The following is a 17,184-nucleotide window of genomic DNA, read 5'->3' as shown; positions in this document are numbered from 1 at the left end:
TCACGCCGGGGCTTTTTTCTTTCGGGCCGCCGCCGCAAGGCTCGACGTCGCGCGGCGACACGAGCCTCGTTGCAACGGCTCCGGGGCGCTGTCATGCCGGTCCAGATAATCGGCCGATGCTCTGGGTCAAAGCTTTCCACATCGTCTTCGTCGCGAGCGGTTTCGCGGGCCTGTTCTACCTACCGCGGATCTTCGTGAACCTCGCGCTCGTGCCGCCCGACAGCCCGGCCGAACGCGCGCGCCTGCTGCTCATGGCGCGCAAGCTCAACCGCTTCACGCACGGGCTGCTCGGCATCGCGGTGCTGCTCGGGGTGTGGCTGTGGCTCGGCTGGGGCATCGGCCGCGGTGCCGGCTGGATGCACGCGAAGCTGGCACTGGTGGTGGCGGCCTTCGGCTACCACCTGTGGTGCGGGCGGCTGCTGCGCGCCTTCGAGCAGGGCGCGACGCCGCACTCGCACCGCTGGTTCCGGCTGTTCAACGAGACCTCGGTGCTGCTGTTCACGGCGATCGTGGTGCTGGTCGTCGTCAAGCCTTTCTGACCCGCCGTGGCCGCCGCCACGCGCCACCGCAGCTCGGCCTGGCCGCTGGCCTGGGCATGGGTCGGGCTGATCGTCTACGCGAGCCTGCACCCCTTTTCCGGCTGGCAGTGGCCCGAAGCGGTGCCGGTCGAGTGGCTGCGGCTGCCGATCCCGCAGCCGCGCGGGGTCGGCCGCTTCGATCTGTTCGGCAACGTGCTGGCCTACATGCCGCTGGGCGCGCTGGTGTGCGCCGGCATGCTGCGCGGCGGGCGCAGGCGCTGGGCGGCGGTCGCGACCGCGCTGGCCTTCGGCGCCGCGCTGAGCCACGTGCTGGAGACGCTGCAGCACCTGCTGCCGCTGCGGGTGCCGTCGATCATCGACTGGGCGCTGAACACGGCCGGCGCGGCGCTCGGCGCCTCGGTTTCGCTGGCGATCCACGCGGCCGGCGGCCTGGAGGGCTGGCAGCGCTGGCGCGAGCGCTGGCTCGACCGGCCCAGCGCCGCCGGCATCGCGCTGCTGCTGCTATGGCCGATCGGGCTGCTGTTCCCGCCGCCGTTGCCGTTCGGACTCGGGCAGGTGCTGGGCCGGCTGCGCGTGCTCGCCGACGCGGCGCTCGAAGGCACCGCGTGGGACGGCTGGCTGCGCCCGCCGCCGCTCGACGCGACCCCGCTGGCGCCCGGCGTCGAGCTGCTCGGCATCGCCGCCGGCCTGCTGGCGCCGAGCCTGCTGGCCTACAGCATGGCGCCGCCGGGCGGCCGGCGCATCGTGCTGGTGGCCGGCGCGCTGGCGCTCGGGCTCGGCGCGGCCACGCTCTCGACCGCGTTGAACTTCGGCCCCGATCACGCCTTCGCCTGGCTGACGCCGCCGGTGCTGCCGGCCGTGGGCCTGGCCGCCGGCATCGCGGTGCTGTGCGCGTGGTTGCCCGCGCGCAGCGCGGCGGCGCTGGCGCTGATGGCCACCACGGCGATGCTGGCGGTTGTCCACCATGCGCCCGCCGACAGCTACTTCGCCGCGAGCCTGCAGGCCTGGGAGCAGGGCCGCTTCATCCGCTTCCACGGCGTCGCGCAATGGGTCGGCTGGGTGTGGCCCTGGGCCGCGCTCGCCTACCTGCTTGCTCGCCTGATGCGAAGGACCGCCTGAGACAATCGCGCGCATGAGCTATTACGAGCGCCACATCTTCTTCTGCCTCAACCAGCGCGACGGCGAAGCCGCCTGCGCCGACCACGACGCCGAAGGCGGCTTCGCCCACTGCAAGAAGCGCGCGAAGCAGCTCGGCCTGATGGGCCCCGGCAAGCTGCGCGTCAACAAGGCCGGCTGCCTCGACCGCTGCGCCGGCGGGCCGGTCGCGGTGGTCTACCCGGAGGGCACCTGGTACACCTTCGTGGACAAGCACGACGTCGACGAGATCGTCGAGTCGCACCTGGTGCGCGGCGAGGTGGTCGAGCGACTGGTGCTGCCGCCCGACATCGGCCGCTGAGCGCATGAACGCGCAGACGCAGCACCTGCAGCTTTCCGGTCCGGCCGGCGCGATCGAGGCGGCACTCGACGAGCCCGCCGCCACGCCGAGCGCCGTGCTGGTCGTGTGCCATCCGCATCCGCAGCACGGCGGCACGCTGGACAACAAGGTCGTGCAGACGATCGCCCGGGCCGGCTTGCAGAACGGCTGGCGCAGCCTGCGCTTCAACTTCCGCGGCGTCGGCCGATCGGAAGGCAGCTGGGACGCCGGCCGCGGCGAGATCGACGATGCGCTGGCGGTCGTCGCCGCGCAGCGCGGCGCGGATCTGCCGCTGGTGCTGGCCGGGTTCTCGTTCGGCGGTTTCGTCGCGGCCTCGGTCGCGCAGCGGCTCGCCGGCGCGGCGCCGGCGCAGCGGCTCGCGCTCGTCGCGCCTTCGACGCAGAAGCAGACGGTGCCCGACCTGCCCGAAGCCCTGCGCGCGGAAACCTTCGTCGTCCACGGCAGCGACGACGAAGTCGTGCCCTGCGCCGCGACGCTCGCCTGGGCCGCCGCGCAGGATCTGCCCGTCACCGTGCTGCCGTCGAGCGGCCACTTCTTCCACGGCAAGCTCGCGCTGCTCAAAACGCTGTTGCTGCGCGCCTGGAGCCAGCCGCTGGCCGGCTGAGCACCGCTTGCCTCTTTGTTGCGAACCTTCGCGCGGCCGGCTTGTCCATCGCCGCGCCCGAACGATCTTTCCCATCCCGATGAACCGACTGCTCGCTTCGATCCTCGCCCTCGCCGTGACGACGGCCGCCACGCTCGCGCACGCCCAGGCCCCGCAGCCGCCCGAGGTGGCGGCGCGCTCCTACCTCGTCTTCGACGTGACGACCGGCCAGACGCTGGCCGCGCGCGAGCCCGACCTGCCGGTCGAGCCCGCGTCGCTGACCAAGCTGATGACCGCCTACCTCGTGTTCCAGGCGCTGAAGGAGAAGAAGCTGACGCTCGACCAGACGCTGCCCGTCAGCGAACGCGCCTGGCGCACCGGCATGACCGGCGCGTCGCGCAGCTTCCTGCCGCTGGGCAGCCAGGTGAAGGTCGACGACCTGCTCAAGGGCGTCATCGTTCAGAGCGGCAACGACGCGACGGTGGTGCTCGCCGAAGGCGTCTCCGGCAGCGTCGAACAGTTCGTCGCCGCGATGAACCGCCAGGCGCAGGCTTTCGGCCTGAAGGCCACCTCGTTCAAGAACCCCGAAGGCCTGACCGCGCCCGGCCACACCAGCACCGCGCGCGAGATCGGCGTGATCGCGACCCGGCTGATCCGCGACTTCCCCGAGTACCTGCCGTACTACTCGATCCGCGAGTTCACCTTCAACAAGATCAAGCAGCCCAACCGCAACCTGCTGCTCTACCGCGACCCGACGGTCGACGGCCTGAAGACCGGCTACACCGACGCCGCCGGCTACTGCCTCGTCACCACCGCCAAGCGCAGCTTCCCGAACGGCGAGCGCCGGCTGCTGACGGTGGTGCTCGGCGCCGCGTCGATGGAAGGCCGCGCGGCCGAAAGCCAGAAGCTGCTGAACTGGGGCTACACCGCCTTCGACGCGGTCAAGCTCTACGAGGCCAACCAGGCGGTCGCGACCCCCGAGGTCTGGAAGGGCAAGTCGCGCACCGCCAAGCTCGGCAGCGCGCAGGCGGTGATGGCCTCGGTGCCGCGCGGCGAGGGCGACAAGCTCAAGACCGAGATCACCCGCACCGACCCGCTGGTCGCGCCGCTCGCCAAGGGCCAGGTGGTCGGCACGATCAAGCTCAGCGCCGGCAATGCCGCCGTCGCCGAGCTGCCGCTGACGGTGCTGGAGAACGTCGAGCAGGCCGGCCTGCTCGGCCGCGCCTGGGACTCGCTGCGCTTGTGGATCAAGTGAGGCCGCCGATGAACACGCTGACCCCCGCGGCGCTGCCTGCGGCCACCGCCGACACGCTGTGCTTCCTGAACGGCGAGTACAGCCGGCTCGGCGAGGCGAAGGTCAGCGTGCTCGACCGCGGCTTCATCTTCGGCGACGGCGTCTACGAGGTCGTGCCGGTCTACGCGCGGCGGCTGTTCCGCTTCGACGAGCACCTCGCCCGGCTCGAGCGCAGCCTGGCGAAGGTGCGCGTGCCCCAGCCCCTGCAGCGCGAGCAATGGCTCGAGATCATCCGCAAGCTGGTCGCCGCGCAGCATGCGCAAAGCGGCGCCGACGACCAGCTCGTCTACCTTCAGATCACCCGCGGCGTCGCGCCGCGCGACCACGTGATGCCCGCGCATCCTCAGCCCACCGTGTTCGTCACCGCGACGCCGATGAAGCCGGCCACGCCCGAGCAGCGCCACGCCGGCGTCGCCTGTGTCACCGCGCGCGACTTCCGCTGGGAACGCGGCGACATCAAGGCGGTGAGCCTGCTCGGCGCGGTGCTCGCGCGCCAGCTCTCAGCCGACCACGGCGCGGCCGAAACCATCATGTTCCGCGACGGCCACCTCACCGAGGCCGCGGCGTCGAACGTGTGGATCGTCAAGGAAGGCGCGCTGCTCGGGGCGCCGAAGAGCGAACACGTGCTGGAAGGCATCCGCTTCGAGCTGCTGCGCGAGCTGTGCGAGGACATCGGCATCCCCTACAGCCTGCGGCCGATCACCGAAGACGAGGTGCGCACGGCCGACGAGGTGCTGCTCAGCTCGGCGACCAAGGAGGTGCTGCCGGTCACCCGCATCGACGGCGAGGAGGTCGGCCACGGCGCGCTGCGCGGCAAGCCCGGGCCGGTGTATGCGCGGCTGCACGAGGCCTACCAGCGGGCCAAGCTCGAACAATCCATCTGACGATGAGCACGGACGCGATCCCCGAGGACGGCACGCCGCTCGAGCGCGCGAGCCTGATCGACTACCCGAGCGCCTTTCCGATCAAGGTGATGGGCGCGCAGGCCGAGGGCTTCGAGGCGGCGGTGGTCGAGGTCGCCCGGCGCTTCGACCCGGCGTTCGACCCTGCGACGATCGAACGGCGCCCCAGCAAGGCCGGCAACTACCTCGGCCTGACGCTGACCGTCACCGCCACCAGCCGCGGGCAGCTCGACGAGCTGTACCGCGCGCTGAGCTCGCACCCGATGGTGAAGGTGGTCTTGTAGTCACCGCGCGGCGGGTTCGATGCAGATCCGGTCGCTCGGCCTCGTCCCCTACGAGCCCACCTTCGCCGCGATGCGCGCCTTCACCGAGGCGCGCGATGCCGGCACGCCCGACGAGCTCTGGCTCTGCGAGCACGAACCCGTTTTCACGCAGGGCATCGCCGGGCGCGCCGAGCATGTGCACTTCGATCCGCACGAGGCCGGCGGCATCCCCGTCGTGCAGAGCAACCGTGGCGGCCAGGTCACTTACCACGGGCCCGGACAGGTGGTCGCCTATCCACTGGTCGATCTCCAGCGGCTCGGCCTCCACGTCAAGGAGTACGTGTTCCGGCTCGAGGCGGCGGTGCTGCGCACGCTGGCCCACTTCGGCGTCACCGGCCATCGCGTCGCCGGCGCGCCGGGCATCTACCTGCGCCTCGACGACCCGTTCGACCACGCGGCGCTCGTCGGCCCCGCCGACCCGCGCGACCCCTGGCGCGGCCTGGGCAAGGTCGCCGCGCTCGGCATCAAGGTCAGCCGGCACCGCGCGTACCACGGCGTCGCGCTGAACGTCGCGATGGACCTGAGCCCCTTCGCGCGCATCAACCCCTGCGGCTACGCCGGCCTCGCGACGGTGGATTTGCGGACAATCGGCGTTGCCGCGAGTGAGGCCGACGTGGCCAGCGTGCTGGCCGCCCGGCTGCAAGCGCAACTCGCTCCCCGAAAGACCGACCCCGATGGCCGCTGACACGCCCCTCGCCGCGCCCTACGACGCCTCCGCCAAGCAGAAGTCGCAGGCCAAGACCTCGCGCATCCCGATCAAGGTGATCCCCGCCGGCGAGGTGCTGAAGAAGCCCGACTGGATCCGGGTCAAGGCCGGCAGCCCGAGCACCCGCTTCTACGAGATCAAGCAGATCCTGCGCGAGCACAAGCTGCACACGGTGTGCGAGGAAGCCTCGTGCCCGAACATCGGCGAGTGCTTCGGCAAGGGCACGGCCACCTTCATGATCATGGGCGACAAGTGCACCCGCCGCTGCCCGTTCTGCGACGTGGGCCACGGCCGTCCCGACCCGCTCGATGCCGACGAGCCGGCGAACCTCGCCAAGACGATCGCGGCGCTGAAGCTCAAGTACGTGGTGATCACCAGCGTCGACCGCGACGACCTGCGCGACGGCGGCGCCGCCCACTTCGTCGAGTGCATCCGCCAGACGCGCGCGCTGTCGCCTGCGACGCAGATCGAGGTGCTGGTGCCCGACTTCCGCGGCCGCGACGATCGCGCGCTCGAAATCCTCAAGGCCGCGCCGCCCGACGTGATGAACCACAACCTCGAGACCGTGCCGCGCCTGTACAAGGAAGCGCGCCCGGGCAGCGACTACGCCTTCAGCCTGAACCTGCTGAAGAAGTTCAAGGCCCTGCACCCGACGGTGCCGACCAAGAGCGGCCTGATGCTCGGCCTCGGCGAGACCGACGAGGAGATCCTCACGGTGATGCGCGACATGCGCGCGCACGGCATCGACATGCTCACACTCGGCCAGTACCTCGCGCCCAGCGGCCACCACCTGCCGGTGCGGCGCTACGTGCATCCGGACACCTTCGCGATGTTCGAGCGCGAAGCGCAGGCGATGGGCTTCAGCCATGCCGCCGTCGGCGCGATGGTGCGCAGCAGCTACCACGCGGACCAGCAGGCGCACGCGGCGGGCTTGACGGCCGGCGCCTGAGCGCCACGGCCCGACGCGAGCACGGCGCGCCGATGGCCGAGCCGCGCAGCTTCGCCGACATCGCCGCGCGCTTTCGGCGCGGCAGCGACTACGAGATCCTCGTCCGGCCGCTGCACGCCTCCACGGTGGCGATCGTGGCGCCGCACGGCGGCGGCATCGAACGCGCCACCTCGGCCGTCGCCCGGGCGATCGCCGGCGAGGACTTCAACCTCTACCTGTTCGAAGGCCGGCTGACCGCGGACAACCACGCGCGGCTGCACCTCACCAGCCACCGCTTCGACGAGCCCGAGGCGCTCGCGCTCGTCGCGCGCTGCGACCGCATCGTGACGATCCACGGCTACAACGCGCAGCCCGTCGAGCCGGACCCGGGCGTGATCGTCGGCGGGCTCGACGACGCCTTGAAGGCCGAGCTCGCCGGTGCGCTGCGCGAAGCCGGCATCGAGGCCGTCACCGACGGCCTGCGCTTCCAGGCGCTCGATCCGCACAACATCTGCAACCGCGGCCGCCGGCGCATCGGCGTGCAGCTCGAGCTGAGCGGGCGCCTGCGTGGCGGCCCGCTGCAGCCGAGCCTCGTCGCGGCGGTGCGCGGGGTGCTCGGCCGCTGAGCCGTGTCGAAGCCGCGGCGCGCGCTTAAGCTGTGGCGATGCGTCTCTTTCGATCGTCGCGCGGCGTGGTCGCCGCATGCCTCGCCGGCCTTGCGTCGGCCGCGTTCGCGCAGCAGCCGCCCGGCGGCGGCGAACGGCTGCCGCAGCGCAACCTGCTGGTCGAGCTGCGCCAGACCGACGGATCGTCGGGCGACGGCAACGTGGGCGGCATCCGCTCCGGCAGCGTGACGATCGGCCCCAACGGCGAGGTCCGCCCGCGCGCCGACGTGACCATCGGCTCGACGAGCCAGACCCGCGGCGCCGACAGCACGCAGATGCTGCGCGTGCTCAACGGCGGCCAGGGCTTGCTCTCGACCGGCGTGAGCCAGCCCGTGACCTGGTACGCGCCGGTGTGGACGCCGCAGGGCCAGGGCGTGGTCGGGACGACCGGCCTGGTCGACGTGGGCCGGCGCGTGGCCGTGCGGCCGCGCTGGCCGGGCGGCGTGGCGCCGGTCACGGTGGAGATCCGCAGCGAAGCCAGCGCGATGGCCGGCGGCGGCAGCGGTTCGCGCTACGGCCTCGACGGCAGGCCGCTGCCCGAAGGCAGCACCGAGACCGCCGGGCTGCTGACCACGCTGCAGCTGCCGCTGGGCGAGTGGGTCACCGTCGCAGGCACCGAGCAAAGCGCGCAGCGCAGCGACAGCGGCACGGTCTATCGCAGCGAATCGCGCACGCAGTCGCGCTCGCTGCTGCAGATGCGCGTCAGCGCGCCCTGAGCGAAGCGCCGTCCCGCGCTCTCGCTCGCGGTGCTCTCGCGCTGCAGCAATGTCACCAAAGTCGGGCGGTGCCGCGCGTGCCGCGCGGCGGCGGTGCATGCGGGCGCGGGTGCGCGCCGGTGCGGGCGTCGCCGGTGGGCGGGCCTTGCCGGCACGGTCGTTGCACGCAAGCCGGCTGTCTTCGCGCCGAACCCATGTCCACCGAGCCGGCTCCTCCGATCCCTGCGCCGTTCGACGCCGGTCTCGCCGCCGCGAGCCTGCAGGGGCTGTGGAAGGAGCGCAGCGCGCTGCTGATCGAATCGACCGGCGAGGGCCTGTTCGGCGTGGACATGCAGGGCCGCTGCATCTTCGTCAACCGCGCCGGCGCGCAGATGCTCGGCTACCGCGCCGAGGAGGTGCTGCAGCGGAACATGCACGAGCTGATCCACCACTCGCACCCCGACGGCCGGCCGTACCCCGAAGCCGAGTGCCCGATATTCGCGGCCTTCCGCGAAGGCCGGCCCTGCCGCATCGACGACGAGGTGCTGTGGCGCAAGGACGGCAGCTCGTTCGCGGCCGAGTACTCGTCGCACCCGATCGTCGAGGCCACGCCCGAGGGGCCGGTGACGATCGGCGCGGTCGCGAGCTTCGTCGACATCTCGCGGCGCAAGCAGACCGAGCTGCTGCTCAAGCGGATGAACGCGCAGCTGACGCAGAGCAACGAGGAGCTCGAACGCCGCGTCGCCGCGCGCACCGCCGAGCTCTCCGGCGCGCTCGCCCAGCTGCGCGAACTGGCGGCGTACTCCGAGTCGGTGCGCGAGACCGAGCGCACCCGCATCGCGCGCGAGATCCACGACGAGCTCGGCTCGCTGCTCGTGGCCTTGAAGATGGACGTCGGCTGGCTCGGCAAGCGGCTCGACGGGCGCACGGACCTGCAATGCAAGTGCCACGGCATGGGAAGCACGATCGATCGCGCGGTCGGCAACCTCGGCCGGATCATCACCGACCTGCGGCCGAGCATCCTCGACCATCAAGGCCTGTGGGCCGCGCTCGAATGGCAGGCGCAGGAGTTCGTGGAGGCGAGCGAGCTGCGCGCCGACGTGCAGTTCCACGTCGCCACCGGTGTCGAGCCGCCGAGCGCGGCGCACGGCGGCGAAGGCGGCGAGCGCTGGGCCATCGCGGTGTTCCGCATCTTCCAGGAGATGCTGTCGAACGTGGCGCGGCACGCGCAGGCGCGCTCGGTGTGGATCCGGCTCTACGTCGAAGGCCCGCCGCGCGGCGTGCTGCACCTGGAAGTGCGCGACGACGGCATCGGCGCCGCCCGCGAGGCGCTGATGCACCCGAAGAGTTACGGCGTGCTCGGCATGCGCGAGCGCGCGGCCCACTTCGGCGGGCGCATCACGATCGAGACGGCGCCGCAGCAGGGCACCGTCGTGCGGCTCGTGATGCCGCTGCCCGAAGGCGGCGCGGACGGGGGCAGCGCGATCACCGCGGCGCGCGTCGCGGCGCTCGCGCGCGCGGCCTCGATGGCACCGGCCGCCGCCGGCCGCGGGGGTGTCGCGTGATCCGCGTGCTCGTCTGCGACGACCACCAGATCGTGCGCCAGGGCCTCCGGCAGATGCTGGCGGACGCCAACGACGGCGCCAGTGCCGCCGGCGGCGAAGGCATCGCCGTCGCGGCCGAGGCCGACCGCGGCGCCGAGGCGGTGCGGCTGGTGCGCGCGCTGCATGCGCAGAAGACGCCGATCGACGTGGTGCTGATGGACATCGCGATGCCGCAGCGCGACGGGCTCGACGTGCTCAAGCAGCTGAAGGGCGAGTTCCCGAAGCTTGCAGTGCTGATGCTCAGCACCTTCCCGGACAAGCAGTACGCGGTGCGCTGCCTCAAGCTCGGCGCGGCCGGCTACCTGAACAAGAGCGCGGACAGCGAGCAGATGAGCGCGGCGATCCGCAAGGTCGCCGCCGGCGGTCTGTTCATCACGCCGGTGGTCGCCGAGCAGCTGGCCGGCGCCCTCAGCGTCAAGGCGCTCGGCAAGGCGGGCGACGAAGCGGCGCCGCACGAGCGCCTGTCGCACCGCGAATACCAGGTGCTGCGCCTGCTGGCCGCCGGCCGCAGCGTCGGCGAGATCGCCGAGCAGCTGTCGCTGGCGTCGAACACGATCAGCACCTACCGCGCGCGCATCCTGGAGAAGACCGGCGCGCGCAACGACGTCGAGCTCGCGCTCTACGCGGTGCGGCAGGAACTGCAGCCGCTGTAGCCGGAAACGTCGCGGGCCGTCCCGGCGCGACGCGGCGCCATTGCACGTGCCCGGCGAGCGCCCGCCGGTGCCCGGCACGATGCCTGCCGGTACGGGGGCCACGGCACGCTCGCTGTCGCTTCGGCTCCGGCGACCCGCGCACCACCCCCCGCATGGAGAACCTCATGAACCGCCACCCCCTGCTCAAGCTGCTGCTCGCCGCCTCGCTGCTGGCGTCCACCACCGCCTTCGCGCAAACGCTGGCCCGCGCCGACGCCGACTTCATGAAGGAGGCCGACCATGCGAACCGCACCGAGATCGAAGCCAGCGGCCTGGCCCTGAAGAGCGCCAGCAGCGAAAAGGTGAAGGCCTTCGCCAAGCAGATGAGCAGCGACCACTCGAAGGTCGGCGACGAGCTCAAGACGCTGGCCGAGAAGAAGGGCGTGGCGCTGCCTGGCGAGCCGTCGCTCGCGCAGCAGGCCAAGATCAAGCTGCTCGCCGCGATGAAAGGCGAGCGCTTCGACCGCCAGTACGCCGAGATCGTCGGCGTCACCGCGCACGAGGACACGATCAAGCTGTTCCGCAAGGCCGCGGCCGAAGCGAGCGACCCGGACGTGAAGGCCTTCGCGCGCAAGACGCTGCCGCAACTCGAGCACCACCTGAAGAGCGCGTCGACGTTGAAGCAGGCGGTCGCCAGCACCGACAAGTGACGCGGCCGCGGCCTGCGAGCCGCGGTCCGCCCTGCCGCTCCGTGGCGGCGCGCGGCCTCGCCGAGGCTGCGCGTGCCGCCGGGCCGCGGCGGCTGTAGGGCCAGCCCTACATGGGAATCGCAGGCGCCGGGATGGCGCCGCGCCCGGGCGCTGCCGAGACTGCGGCAGCACGCCCGAGGAGCACGCGATGAGCTCGAACCCTTACGACGCCGACCGCCCGCTGATGTTGAGGTGCGCCTGCGGCGCCGACCATCCGCCTTCGCAGCATGCGAGCACCGAGGAGGCCTCGCGCGGCTTCATCGAGGCTTCGCTGGTCAAGGCGCTGTTCCCGCAGGAGCCGCTGCGGCGGGCCTTCATGAAGGCCGTCGGCGCGAACACCGCGCGCGCGGCGATCGCTTCGCTGCTGCCGCTTTCCGCGCTCGAGGCGATCGCGCAGGAGAAGAAGCCGCTCGAGAAGAAGGACCTGAAGCTCGGCTTCATCGCGATCACCTGCGCGACGCCTTTGATCATGGCGGACCCGCTGGGCTTCTACAAAAAGGAAGGCCTCAACGTCCAGCTCAACAAGACCGCCGGATGGGCGCTGATCCGCGACAAGATGATCAACAAGGAGCACGACGCCTCCCATTTCCTGAGCCCGATGCCGCTGGCGATCAGCATGGGCCTGGGCTCGACGCAGACGCCGATGCGGGTCGCGACGATCCAGAACGTCAACGGCCAGGCGATCACGCTGGCGGCCAAGCACAAGGAGCGGCGCGATCCGAAGGGCTGGAAGGGCTTCAAGTTTGCGGTGCCCTTCGAGTACTCGATGCACAACTTCCTGCTGCGCTACTACCTGGCGGAGCACGGCATCAACCCCGACACCGACGTGCAGATCCGGGTGACGCCGCCGCCGGAGATGGTTGCGAACCTGCGCGCCGGCAACATCGACGGCTTCCTCGGGCCGGACCCCTTCAACCAGCGCGCGGTCTACGACGAGGTCGGCTTCATCCACCTGCTGAGCAAAGAGATCTGGGACGGCCACCCCTGCTGCGCCTTCGGCGTGAGCGAGGCCTTCATCCAGCAGAACCCGAACACCTTCGCGGCGCTGTACCGCTCGGTGCTGACGGCCGCGCGGATGGCGCGCGACCCGGCCAACCGCGAGCTGATCGCGAAGGTGATCTCACCCACCGCCTACCTGAACCAGCCCGAGACCGTGGTCGCGCAGGTGCTGACCGGCAAGTTCGCCGATGGCCTGGGCGGCGTGAAGAACGTCCCCGCGCGCGCCGACTTCGACCCGGTGCCCTGGCAGAGCATGGCCGTGTGGATGCTCACGCAGATGAAGCGCTGGGGCTACGTGAAGGGCGACGTGGATTACCGGCAGATCGCCGAGCAGGTGTTCCTGCTGACCGACGCGCGCAAGTTCATGGGCGAGCTCGGCCAGAGGGCGCCGGCGGCGAGCGCTGGCTATCCGAAATTCAAGGTGATGGGCCGCGAGTTCGACCCGGCGAAGGCCGACGAGTACGCGAAGAGCTTCGCGATCAGCCGCAGCGCCGCCTGAGCCCGCGATGAAGTCGCTCGACATGAAGGCCGCGCTCGTCTCGGCGCTGCTGCTCTTCGTGCTGCTCGCCGCCTGGCAGCTCGCGACGCTTCCGCGATCGGCGGCGCCCGTGGCCGCCGCCGCGCCGCTGACCGCCGAGCAGATCGAATACCTGAAACTGATGGGCAAGCCGGTGCCCGCGGCCGACGGCGGCGAAACGGCCGGCACGCGCAAGAGCGACGGCTTCCCGTCGCCGGCGCAGGTCGGCAGCGCCTTCGTCGCCAACCTGTCCCAGCCGTTCTACGACAACGGCCCGAACGACAAGGGCATCGGCCTGCAGCTCGGCGCCTCGCTCGCGCGCGTGGCGGCCGGCTACCTGCTCGCGATGGCGGTCGCGATCCCGCTCGGCTTCGCCATCGGCATGAGCCCGCTGCTGCACCGCGCGCTCGACCCGTTCATCCAGGTGCTGAAGCCGATCTCGCCGCTGGCCTGGATGCCGCTCGCGCTCTACACGATCAAGGACTCGTCGATCAGCGGCGTGTTCGTGATCTTCATCTGCTCGGTCTGGCCGATGCTGATCAACACCGCCTTCGGCGTCGCGAGCGTGCGCCGGGAATGGCTGAACGTCGCGAAGACGCTCGAGGTGCGGCCGCTTCGGCGCGCGTTCGAGGTGATCCTGCCGGCGGCCGCGCCGACCATCCTGACGGGCATGCGCATCAGCATGGGGATCGCGTGGCTCGTGATCGTCGCGGCCGAGATGCTGGTCGGCGGCACCGGCATCGGCTACTTCGTCTGGAACGAGTGGAACAACCTCTCGCTGACCAACGTGATCTTCGCGATCGGCGTGATCGGCATCGTGGGCATGCTGCTCGACGCGGCGTTCGCGCGCGCGCAGAAGGCGGTGACGTATGCCGACTGACTTCCTTGCGGTCGAGGGCCTGGCGAAGACCTACCCCGGCTGCGCCGAGCCGGTGTTCGACGAGGTCAACTTCGGCATCGCGAAGGGCGAGTTCGTGTGCATCGTCGGCCACAGCGGCTGCGGCAAGACGACGATCCTCAACGTGCTCGCCGGGCTGGAGCAGCAAAGCGCCGGCCACGTGTTCATGGACCGGCGCGAAGTGGCCGGCCCGAGCCTGGAGCGCGGCGTGGTGTTCCAGGGCCATGCGCTGATGCCCTGGCTCACCGTGCGCCGCAACATCGCGTTCGCGGTGCGCAGCAAGTGGCCCGACTGGAACGGCGCGCAGGTCGATGCGCACGTCGAGAAATACGTGGCGATGGTCGGCCTGAGCGCCGCGATCGACAAGAAGCCGCAGGCGCTTTCCGGCGGCATGAAGCAGCGGGTCGGCATCGCGCGGGCCTTCGCGATCGAGCCGAAGATGCTGCTGCTCGACGAGCCCTTCGGCGCGCTCGACGCGCTGACGCGCGGAACCATCCAGGACGAGCTGCTGCGCATCTGCGCCGAGACGCAGCAGACCGTCTTCATGATCACGCACGACGTCGACGAAGCGATCCTGCTGGCCGACAAGATCCTGCTGATGAGCAACGGCCCGCGCGCGCGCGTCGCGGAGATCGTGCGCAACACGATGCCGCGCTCCGGCGAACAAGCGCGCCAGCGCGCCACGCTGCACCACGACCCGCAGTACTACCGCATCCGCAACCACCTGGTCGACTTCCTCGTCGCGCGCTCGAAGGCCCTCGCGCACGGCAAGGGCCCGGCGCATCCGCCGGTGGTCGAGCCGGGGCTCGTGCCCGCCGAGCCCGCGCAGCCCGTGCCGACCGTCACGCCCAACCTGCATCGCGTCGCCTGACGCGACCCCACCCTTGAAGGAGCACCTGATGAGCCGACTCGACGTCACCGAAAAGATCATCGCGACCAAGGTCGCCCGGGGCCTGAAGTGGTCCGACATCGCCGCGAAGGTCGGCCAGAGCAAGGAGTGGACGACGGCCGCCTGCCTGGGCCAGATGACGCTCACCGCGGAGCAGGCCGGCGTGGTGTCGGAGCTCTTCGGGCTCTCCGACGACGAGAGGAAGTGGCTGATGGTCGTGCCCTACAAGGGGAGCCTTCCGACCAGCGTGCCGACCGATCCTCTGATTTATCGCTTCTACGAGCTCGTGAGCGTCTACGGCACGACCTTCAAGGAACTGATCCACGAGGAGTTCGGCGACGGGATCATGAGCGCGATCGACTTCAGGATGGACCTGCAGCGCGAGGCGGATCCGAAGGGCGACCGGGTCAGCATCACGATGAGCGGCAAGTTCCTCCCCTACAAGACGTACTGACCGTCTGCGGCGCCGTTCGAGCGAACGCGGCTCGTTGAGCCGCCTCCGCTCAACGGCGGGGCCGCTGGGATGCATCGCCTCGCGGCGACGCGATGTCCGTGCTGCGGGAGATGGTGATGACCGAAGCTCGACCGCCCGTGCCGCCGTTCGCGGTGGAGTCGGCGACCAAGAAGGTGCGCGGTGCGGAGGACGCCTGGAACACGCGCGACCCCGACGTGTGCGTGCGCGTCTACACCGAGGACACGCGCTGGCGCAACCGCGCCGAGTTTCCGGTCGGGCGCGAGGCGGTGCGCGCCTTCCTCGCGCGCAAGTGGGCGCGCGAACTCGACTACCGCCTCATCAAGGAGCTGTGGTGCACCGCGGGCGACGTGATCGCGGTGCGCTTCGCCTACGAATGGCACGACGACTCGGGCCACTGGTACCGCAGCCACGGCAACGAGAACTGGCGCTTCGACGCGGCGGGGCTGATGACGCACCGCCACGCGAGCATCAACGACCAGCCGATCCGGCAGGCCGAGCGCAAGTTCTTGTGGCCGCTCGGCCGGCGGCCCGACGATCACCCGGGCTTGAGCGAACTTGGGCTGTAGGGCCGCGCCGCCGGGTCCGTCCGTGGCACACGCCGCCGCGGCATCATCGGCCGCGATGAGCCCACGCCGCCTGCCTTGCGATCCGCGTCGCCGCGACGCGCTGGCGGCCCTGCTCGCCCTCGCCTGCGCGCCCGCGGCCCGGGCCGCGCGGCAGCGGGTGGACGACGACGGCCTGCGGCTCGGGCTCGACCTGCCGAGCGACTGGATACCGATCCCGCGTGCCGAGATCGTCGAAGCCGGCGAACGCGCCCGCGCCGCCGGCGCCGACAGCGCATGGACGGTGCGCGCGGCGTGGCAGCGGGTGCCGCACCAGCGCTGGTTCACGCTGCCGCACCTGCTGCTGGAGAGCCGGCCTTCGGCGCAAGCGCCGGCGACCCGGCCCGCGCGCGGCGCGCACGAGCTCGGCCGCGCCGGCGCGCGCAGCGTGCACAGGCATCGCGCGAGCTGGTCGCAGCCGGGGCTCGAGCTGCAGCTCACGCTGCTGGCGTGGGACGACGAGCGCGAGCTTTTCGACGCGATCGTCGCGTCGTTGGAGACCGGCTGAAGCCGGCACGCGCGACGGGGCGCGGGGGCGACGCCACCGCCTCGAACCCGCTGACGATGCGAGCGCCGGCGCGGATTTCAAGGCTCTTGAAACGCACCGCGCGGCGCCTATCTCCTGCGGCATGAGGCTCCGGCGCCACGCGATCCGCCGGGTTCGAAACACCGACCTTCGTCAGGAGTTGCCATGCTCTACCGATCCTTCTTCGACCGCGACGTGTTCCGTGAACTCGACCGCCTGCAAAGCGACATCCAGCAGGCGCTCGGCGCGATGCCCAGCATCCGCGGCGGCACCCGCGGCTTTCCCGCACTCAACCTCGGCACGACCCCGCGCTCGGTCGAGCTGGTGGTCTTCGCGCCCGGGCTCGACCCCGGCAAGATTGACCTGCAGATCGACCGCGGCGTGCTCACCATCGCCGGCGAGCGCAGCGTCGAGCGCCCGGCCGCGGGTTCGCAGGACGAGGCCCGGCGCAGCGTCCACATCGACGAGCGCTTCGCCGGCCGCTTCCGCCGCGTGGTGAGCCTGCCCGACGACGTCGATGCGTCGAACGTCAAGGCCGACTACCGCGACGGCGTGCTGCACATCAGCATCGCCCGCCAGGAAGCCGCGCAGCCGCGGCGCATCGAGGTGCATTGACGCCCGCGCCGCCCGCCCCAACGACGCTAGTCCCGAGGAATCAAGGAGTTCGACATGAGTGAAGCTCTTGCCACCCGCAACGCCACGGTGCCCGCGCACCCGAGCACGCCGCAGACCGCCGCTCAGGAGCAGACGGCCGCGATGCGCCCGCCGGTCGACGTGATCGAGGACGCATCGGGCATCACGCTCGTCGCCGACCTGCCCGGCGTGCCGAAGGACGCGGTGCAGGTGCGTGTCGAGGCCGACACGCTGACCATCGAAGGCGAAGTCCGCATCGCGATGCCGGCCGAGCTGAAGCCGAGCCACCTCGAGCTGGAGCTGCCGCGCTTTCGCCGCAGCTTCACGCTGAGCAAGGAGCTCGACGCTTCGAAGATCAGCGCCGAGAGCCAGCACGGCGTGCTGAAGCTGCGCATCCCGAAGGCGGCCCACGCGCAGCCGCGCAGGATCGACGTCAACGTGGTCTGACCGATCGCGCCCGCCAGCAGCGGCCCGCGGCGCCGGCATGGGCGCTGCGCGCGATCGGCGTGGTCGTGCCGCTGTGGCGCGAG

Annotated in this window: 22 protein-coding genes; all 22 read left to right on the top strand. The window is 71.3% G+C overall.

Annotation, left to right across the window (positions count from 1 at the left end):
* Nucleotides 1-116: 116 nt before the first annotated feature.
* The 22 genes from VFR90_RS07625 to VFR90_RS07520 all read left to right on the top strand — a co-directional run bounded on the left by VFR90_RS07625 (nucleotide 117) and on the right by VFR90_RS07520 (nucleotide 17,101).
* The gene (locus VFR90_RS07625; RefSeq protein WP_326405510.1) at nucleotides 117-539 is read left to right on the top strand and encodes a CopD family protein; all 423 of its coding nucleotides are present in this window, start codon (nucleotides 117-119) and stop codon (nucleotides 537-539) included.
* A gap of 6 nt (nucleotides 540-545) precedes the next feature.
* A complete protein-coding gene (locus tag VFR90_RS07620) occupies nucleotides 546-1,658 on the top strand; it encodes a VanZ family protein (RefSeq protein WP_326405509.1) in 1,113 nt (370 codons plus the stop codon).
* Between the two features lie 13 nt (nucleotides 1,659-1,671).
* Nucleotides 1,672-1,995 carry a (2Fe-2S) ferredoxin domain-containing protein gene (locus tag VFR90_RS07615; RefSeq protein ID WP_326405508.1) on the top strand — a complete coding sequence of 108 codons (324 nt, stop codon included), beginning with the start codon at nucleotides 1,672-1,674 and terminating at the stop codon, nucleotides 1,993-1,995.
* Between the two features lie 4 nt (nucleotides 1,996-1,999).
* Nucleotides 2,000-2,638, top strand: a complete 639-nt coding sequence (locus VFR90_RS07610; protein WP_326405507.1) for an alpha/beta hydrolase — start codon at nucleotides 2,000-2,002, stop codon at nucleotides 2,636-2,638.
* A gap of 79 nt (nucleotides 2,639-2,717) precedes the next feature.
* Nucleotides 2,718-3,872: a D-alanyl-D-alanine carboxypeptidase family protein gene (locus VFR90_RS07605; RefSeq protein ID WP_326405506.1), complete on the top strand. Its 1,155-nt coding sequence runs from the start codon at nucleotides 2,718-2,720 to the stop codon at nucleotides 3,870-3,872.
* A gap of 8 nt (nucleotides 3,873-3,880) precedes the next feature.
* The gene (locus tag VFR90_RS07600; protein WP_326405505.1) at nucleotides 3,881-4,795 is read left to right on the top strand and encodes a D-amino acid aminotransferase; all 915 of its coding nucleotides are present in this window, start codon (nucleotides 3,881-3,883) and stop codon (nucleotides 4,793-4,795) included.
* Between the two features lie 2 nt (nucleotides 4,796-4,797).
* Complete coding sequence (locus VFR90_RS07595) at nucleotides 4,798-5,097, top strand: YbeD family protein (RefSeq protein WP_326405504.1); 300 nt, start codon at nucleotides 4,798-4,800, stop codon at nucleotides 5,095-5,097.
* Between the two features lie 19 nt (nucleotides 5,098-5,116).
* Nucleotides 5,117-5,821 (top strand): lipoyl(octanoyl) transferase LipB, encoded by a 705-nt coding sequence (gene lipB, locus VFR90_RS07590; protein ID WP_326405503.1) that lies wholly within the window; start codon nucleotides 5,117-5,119, stop codon nucleotides 5,819-5,821.
* The gene (lipA, locus tag VFR90_RS07585) at nucleotides 5,811-6,791 is read left to right on the top strand and encodes a lipoyl synthase (RefSeq protein ID WP_326405502.1); all 981 of its coding nucleotides are present in this window, start codon (nucleotides 5,811-5,813) and stop codon (nucleotides 6,789-6,791) included. Before lipB ends, lipA begins: the two co-directional genes overlap by 11 nt.
* 32 nt (nucleotides 6,792-6,823) lie before the next feature.
* Entirely contained in the window at nucleotides 6,824-7,396 is a 573-nt protein-coding gene (locus tag VFR90_RS07580; protein ID WP_326405501.1) for a poly-gamma-glutamate hydrolase family protein, read from the top strand.
* 38 nt (nucleotides 7,397-7,434) lie between these two features.
* Nucleotides 7,435-8,151 carry a hypothetical protein gene (locus VFR90_RS07575; protein ID WP_326405500.1) on the top strand — a complete coding sequence of 239 codons (717 nt, stop codon included), beginning with the start codon at nucleotides 7,435-7,437 and terminating at the stop codon, nucleotides 8,149-8,151.
* Nucleotides 8,152-8,345: 194 nt separating this feature from the next.
* The gene (locus tag VFR90_RS07570) at nucleotides 8,346-9,695 is read left to right on the top strand and encodes a PAS domain-containing sensor histidine kinase (protein ID WP_326405499.1); all 1,350 of its coding nucleotides are present in this window, start codon (nucleotides 8,346-8,348) and stop codon (nucleotides 9,693-9,695) included.
* The gene (locus VFR90_RS07565; RefSeq protein WP_326405498.1) at nucleotides 9,692-10,387 is read left to right on the top strand and encodes a response regulator; all 696 of its coding nucleotides are present in this window, start codon (nucleotides 9,692-9,694) and stop codon (nucleotides 10,385-10,387) included. The genes VFR90_RS07570 and VFR90_RS07565 overlap by 4 nt, the downstream gene beginning before the upstream one ends.
* Nucleotides 10,388-10,551: 164 nt before the next feature.
* Nucleotides 10,552-11,076, top strand: coding sequence for a DUF4142 domain-containing protein (locus tag VFR90_RS07560; protein ID WP_326405497.1), 525 nt, complete (start codon nucleotides 10,552-10,554; stop codon nucleotides 11,074-11,076).
* 187 nt (nucleotides 11,077-11,263) lie between these two features.
* Nucleotides 11,264-12,613, top strand: coding sequence for a CmpA/NrtA family ABC transporter substrate-binding protein (locus VFR90_RS07555; RefSeq protein WP_326405496.1), 1,350 nt, complete (start codon nucleotides 11,264-11,266; stop codon nucleotides 12,611-12,613).
* 7 nt (nucleotides 12,614-12,620) lie between these two features.
* Complete coding sequence (ntrB, locus tag VFR90_RS07550) at nucleotides 12,621-13,511, top strand: nitrate ABC transporter permease (RefSeq protein ID WP_326405495.1); 891 nt, start codon at nucleotides 12,621-12,623, stop codon at nucleotides 13,509-13,511.
* Nucleotides 13,501-14,400, top strand: coding sequence for an ABC transporter ATP-binding protein (locus tag VFR90_RS07545; protein ID WP_326405494.1), 900 nt, complete (start codon nucleotides 13,501-13,503; stop codon nucleotides 14,398-14,400). Before ntrB ends, VFR90_RS07545 begins: the two co-directional genes overlap by 11 nt.
* Before the next feature lie 28 nt (nucleotides 14,401-14,428).
* Complete coding sequence (gene cynS, locus VFR90_RS07540; RefSeq protein ID WP_326405493.1) at nucleotides 14,429-14,872, top strand: cyanase; 444 nt, start codon at nucleotides 14,429-14,431, stop codon at nucleotides 14,870-14,872.
* 92 nt (nucleotides 14,873-14,964) lie between these two features.
* Entirely contained in the window at nucleotides 14,965-15,459 is a 495-nt protein-coding gene (locus VFR90_RS07535; RefSeq protein ID WP_326405492.1) for a nuclear transport factor 2 family protein, read from the top strand.
* 55 nt (nucleotides 15,460-15,514) lie between these two features.
* Entirely contained in the window at nucleotides 15,515-16,003 is a 489-nt protein-coding gene (locus VFR90_RS07530; RefSeq protein WP_326405491.1) for a hypothetical protein, read from the top strand.
* A 183-nt stretch (nucleotides 16,004-16,186) separates the two neighbouring features.
* On the top strand, nucleotides 16,187-16,636 hold the full coding sequence (locus VFR90_RS07525) for an Hsp20/alpha crystallin family protein (RefSeq protein ID WP_326405490.1): 450 nt from the start codon (nucleotides 16,187-16,189) through the stop codon (nucleotides 16,634-16,636).
* Between the two features lie 54 nt (nucleotides 16,637-16,690).
* Nucleotides 16,691-17,101, top strand: a complete 411-nt coding sequence (locus VFR90_RS07520; protein ID WP_414676509.1) for an Hsp20/alpha crystallin family protein — start codon at nucleotides 16,691-16,693, stop codon at nucleotides 17,099-17,101.
* The last annotated feature ends 83 nt before the right edge of the window (nucleotides 17,102-17,184 follow it).

Source organism: Methylibium sp. (assembly GCF_035762065.1).
GTDB lineage: Bacteria > Pseudomonadota > Gammaproteobacteria > Burkholderiales > Burkholderiaceae_C > Methylibium.
This window is presented reverse-complemented; position numbering and strand designations above follow the sequence as displayed.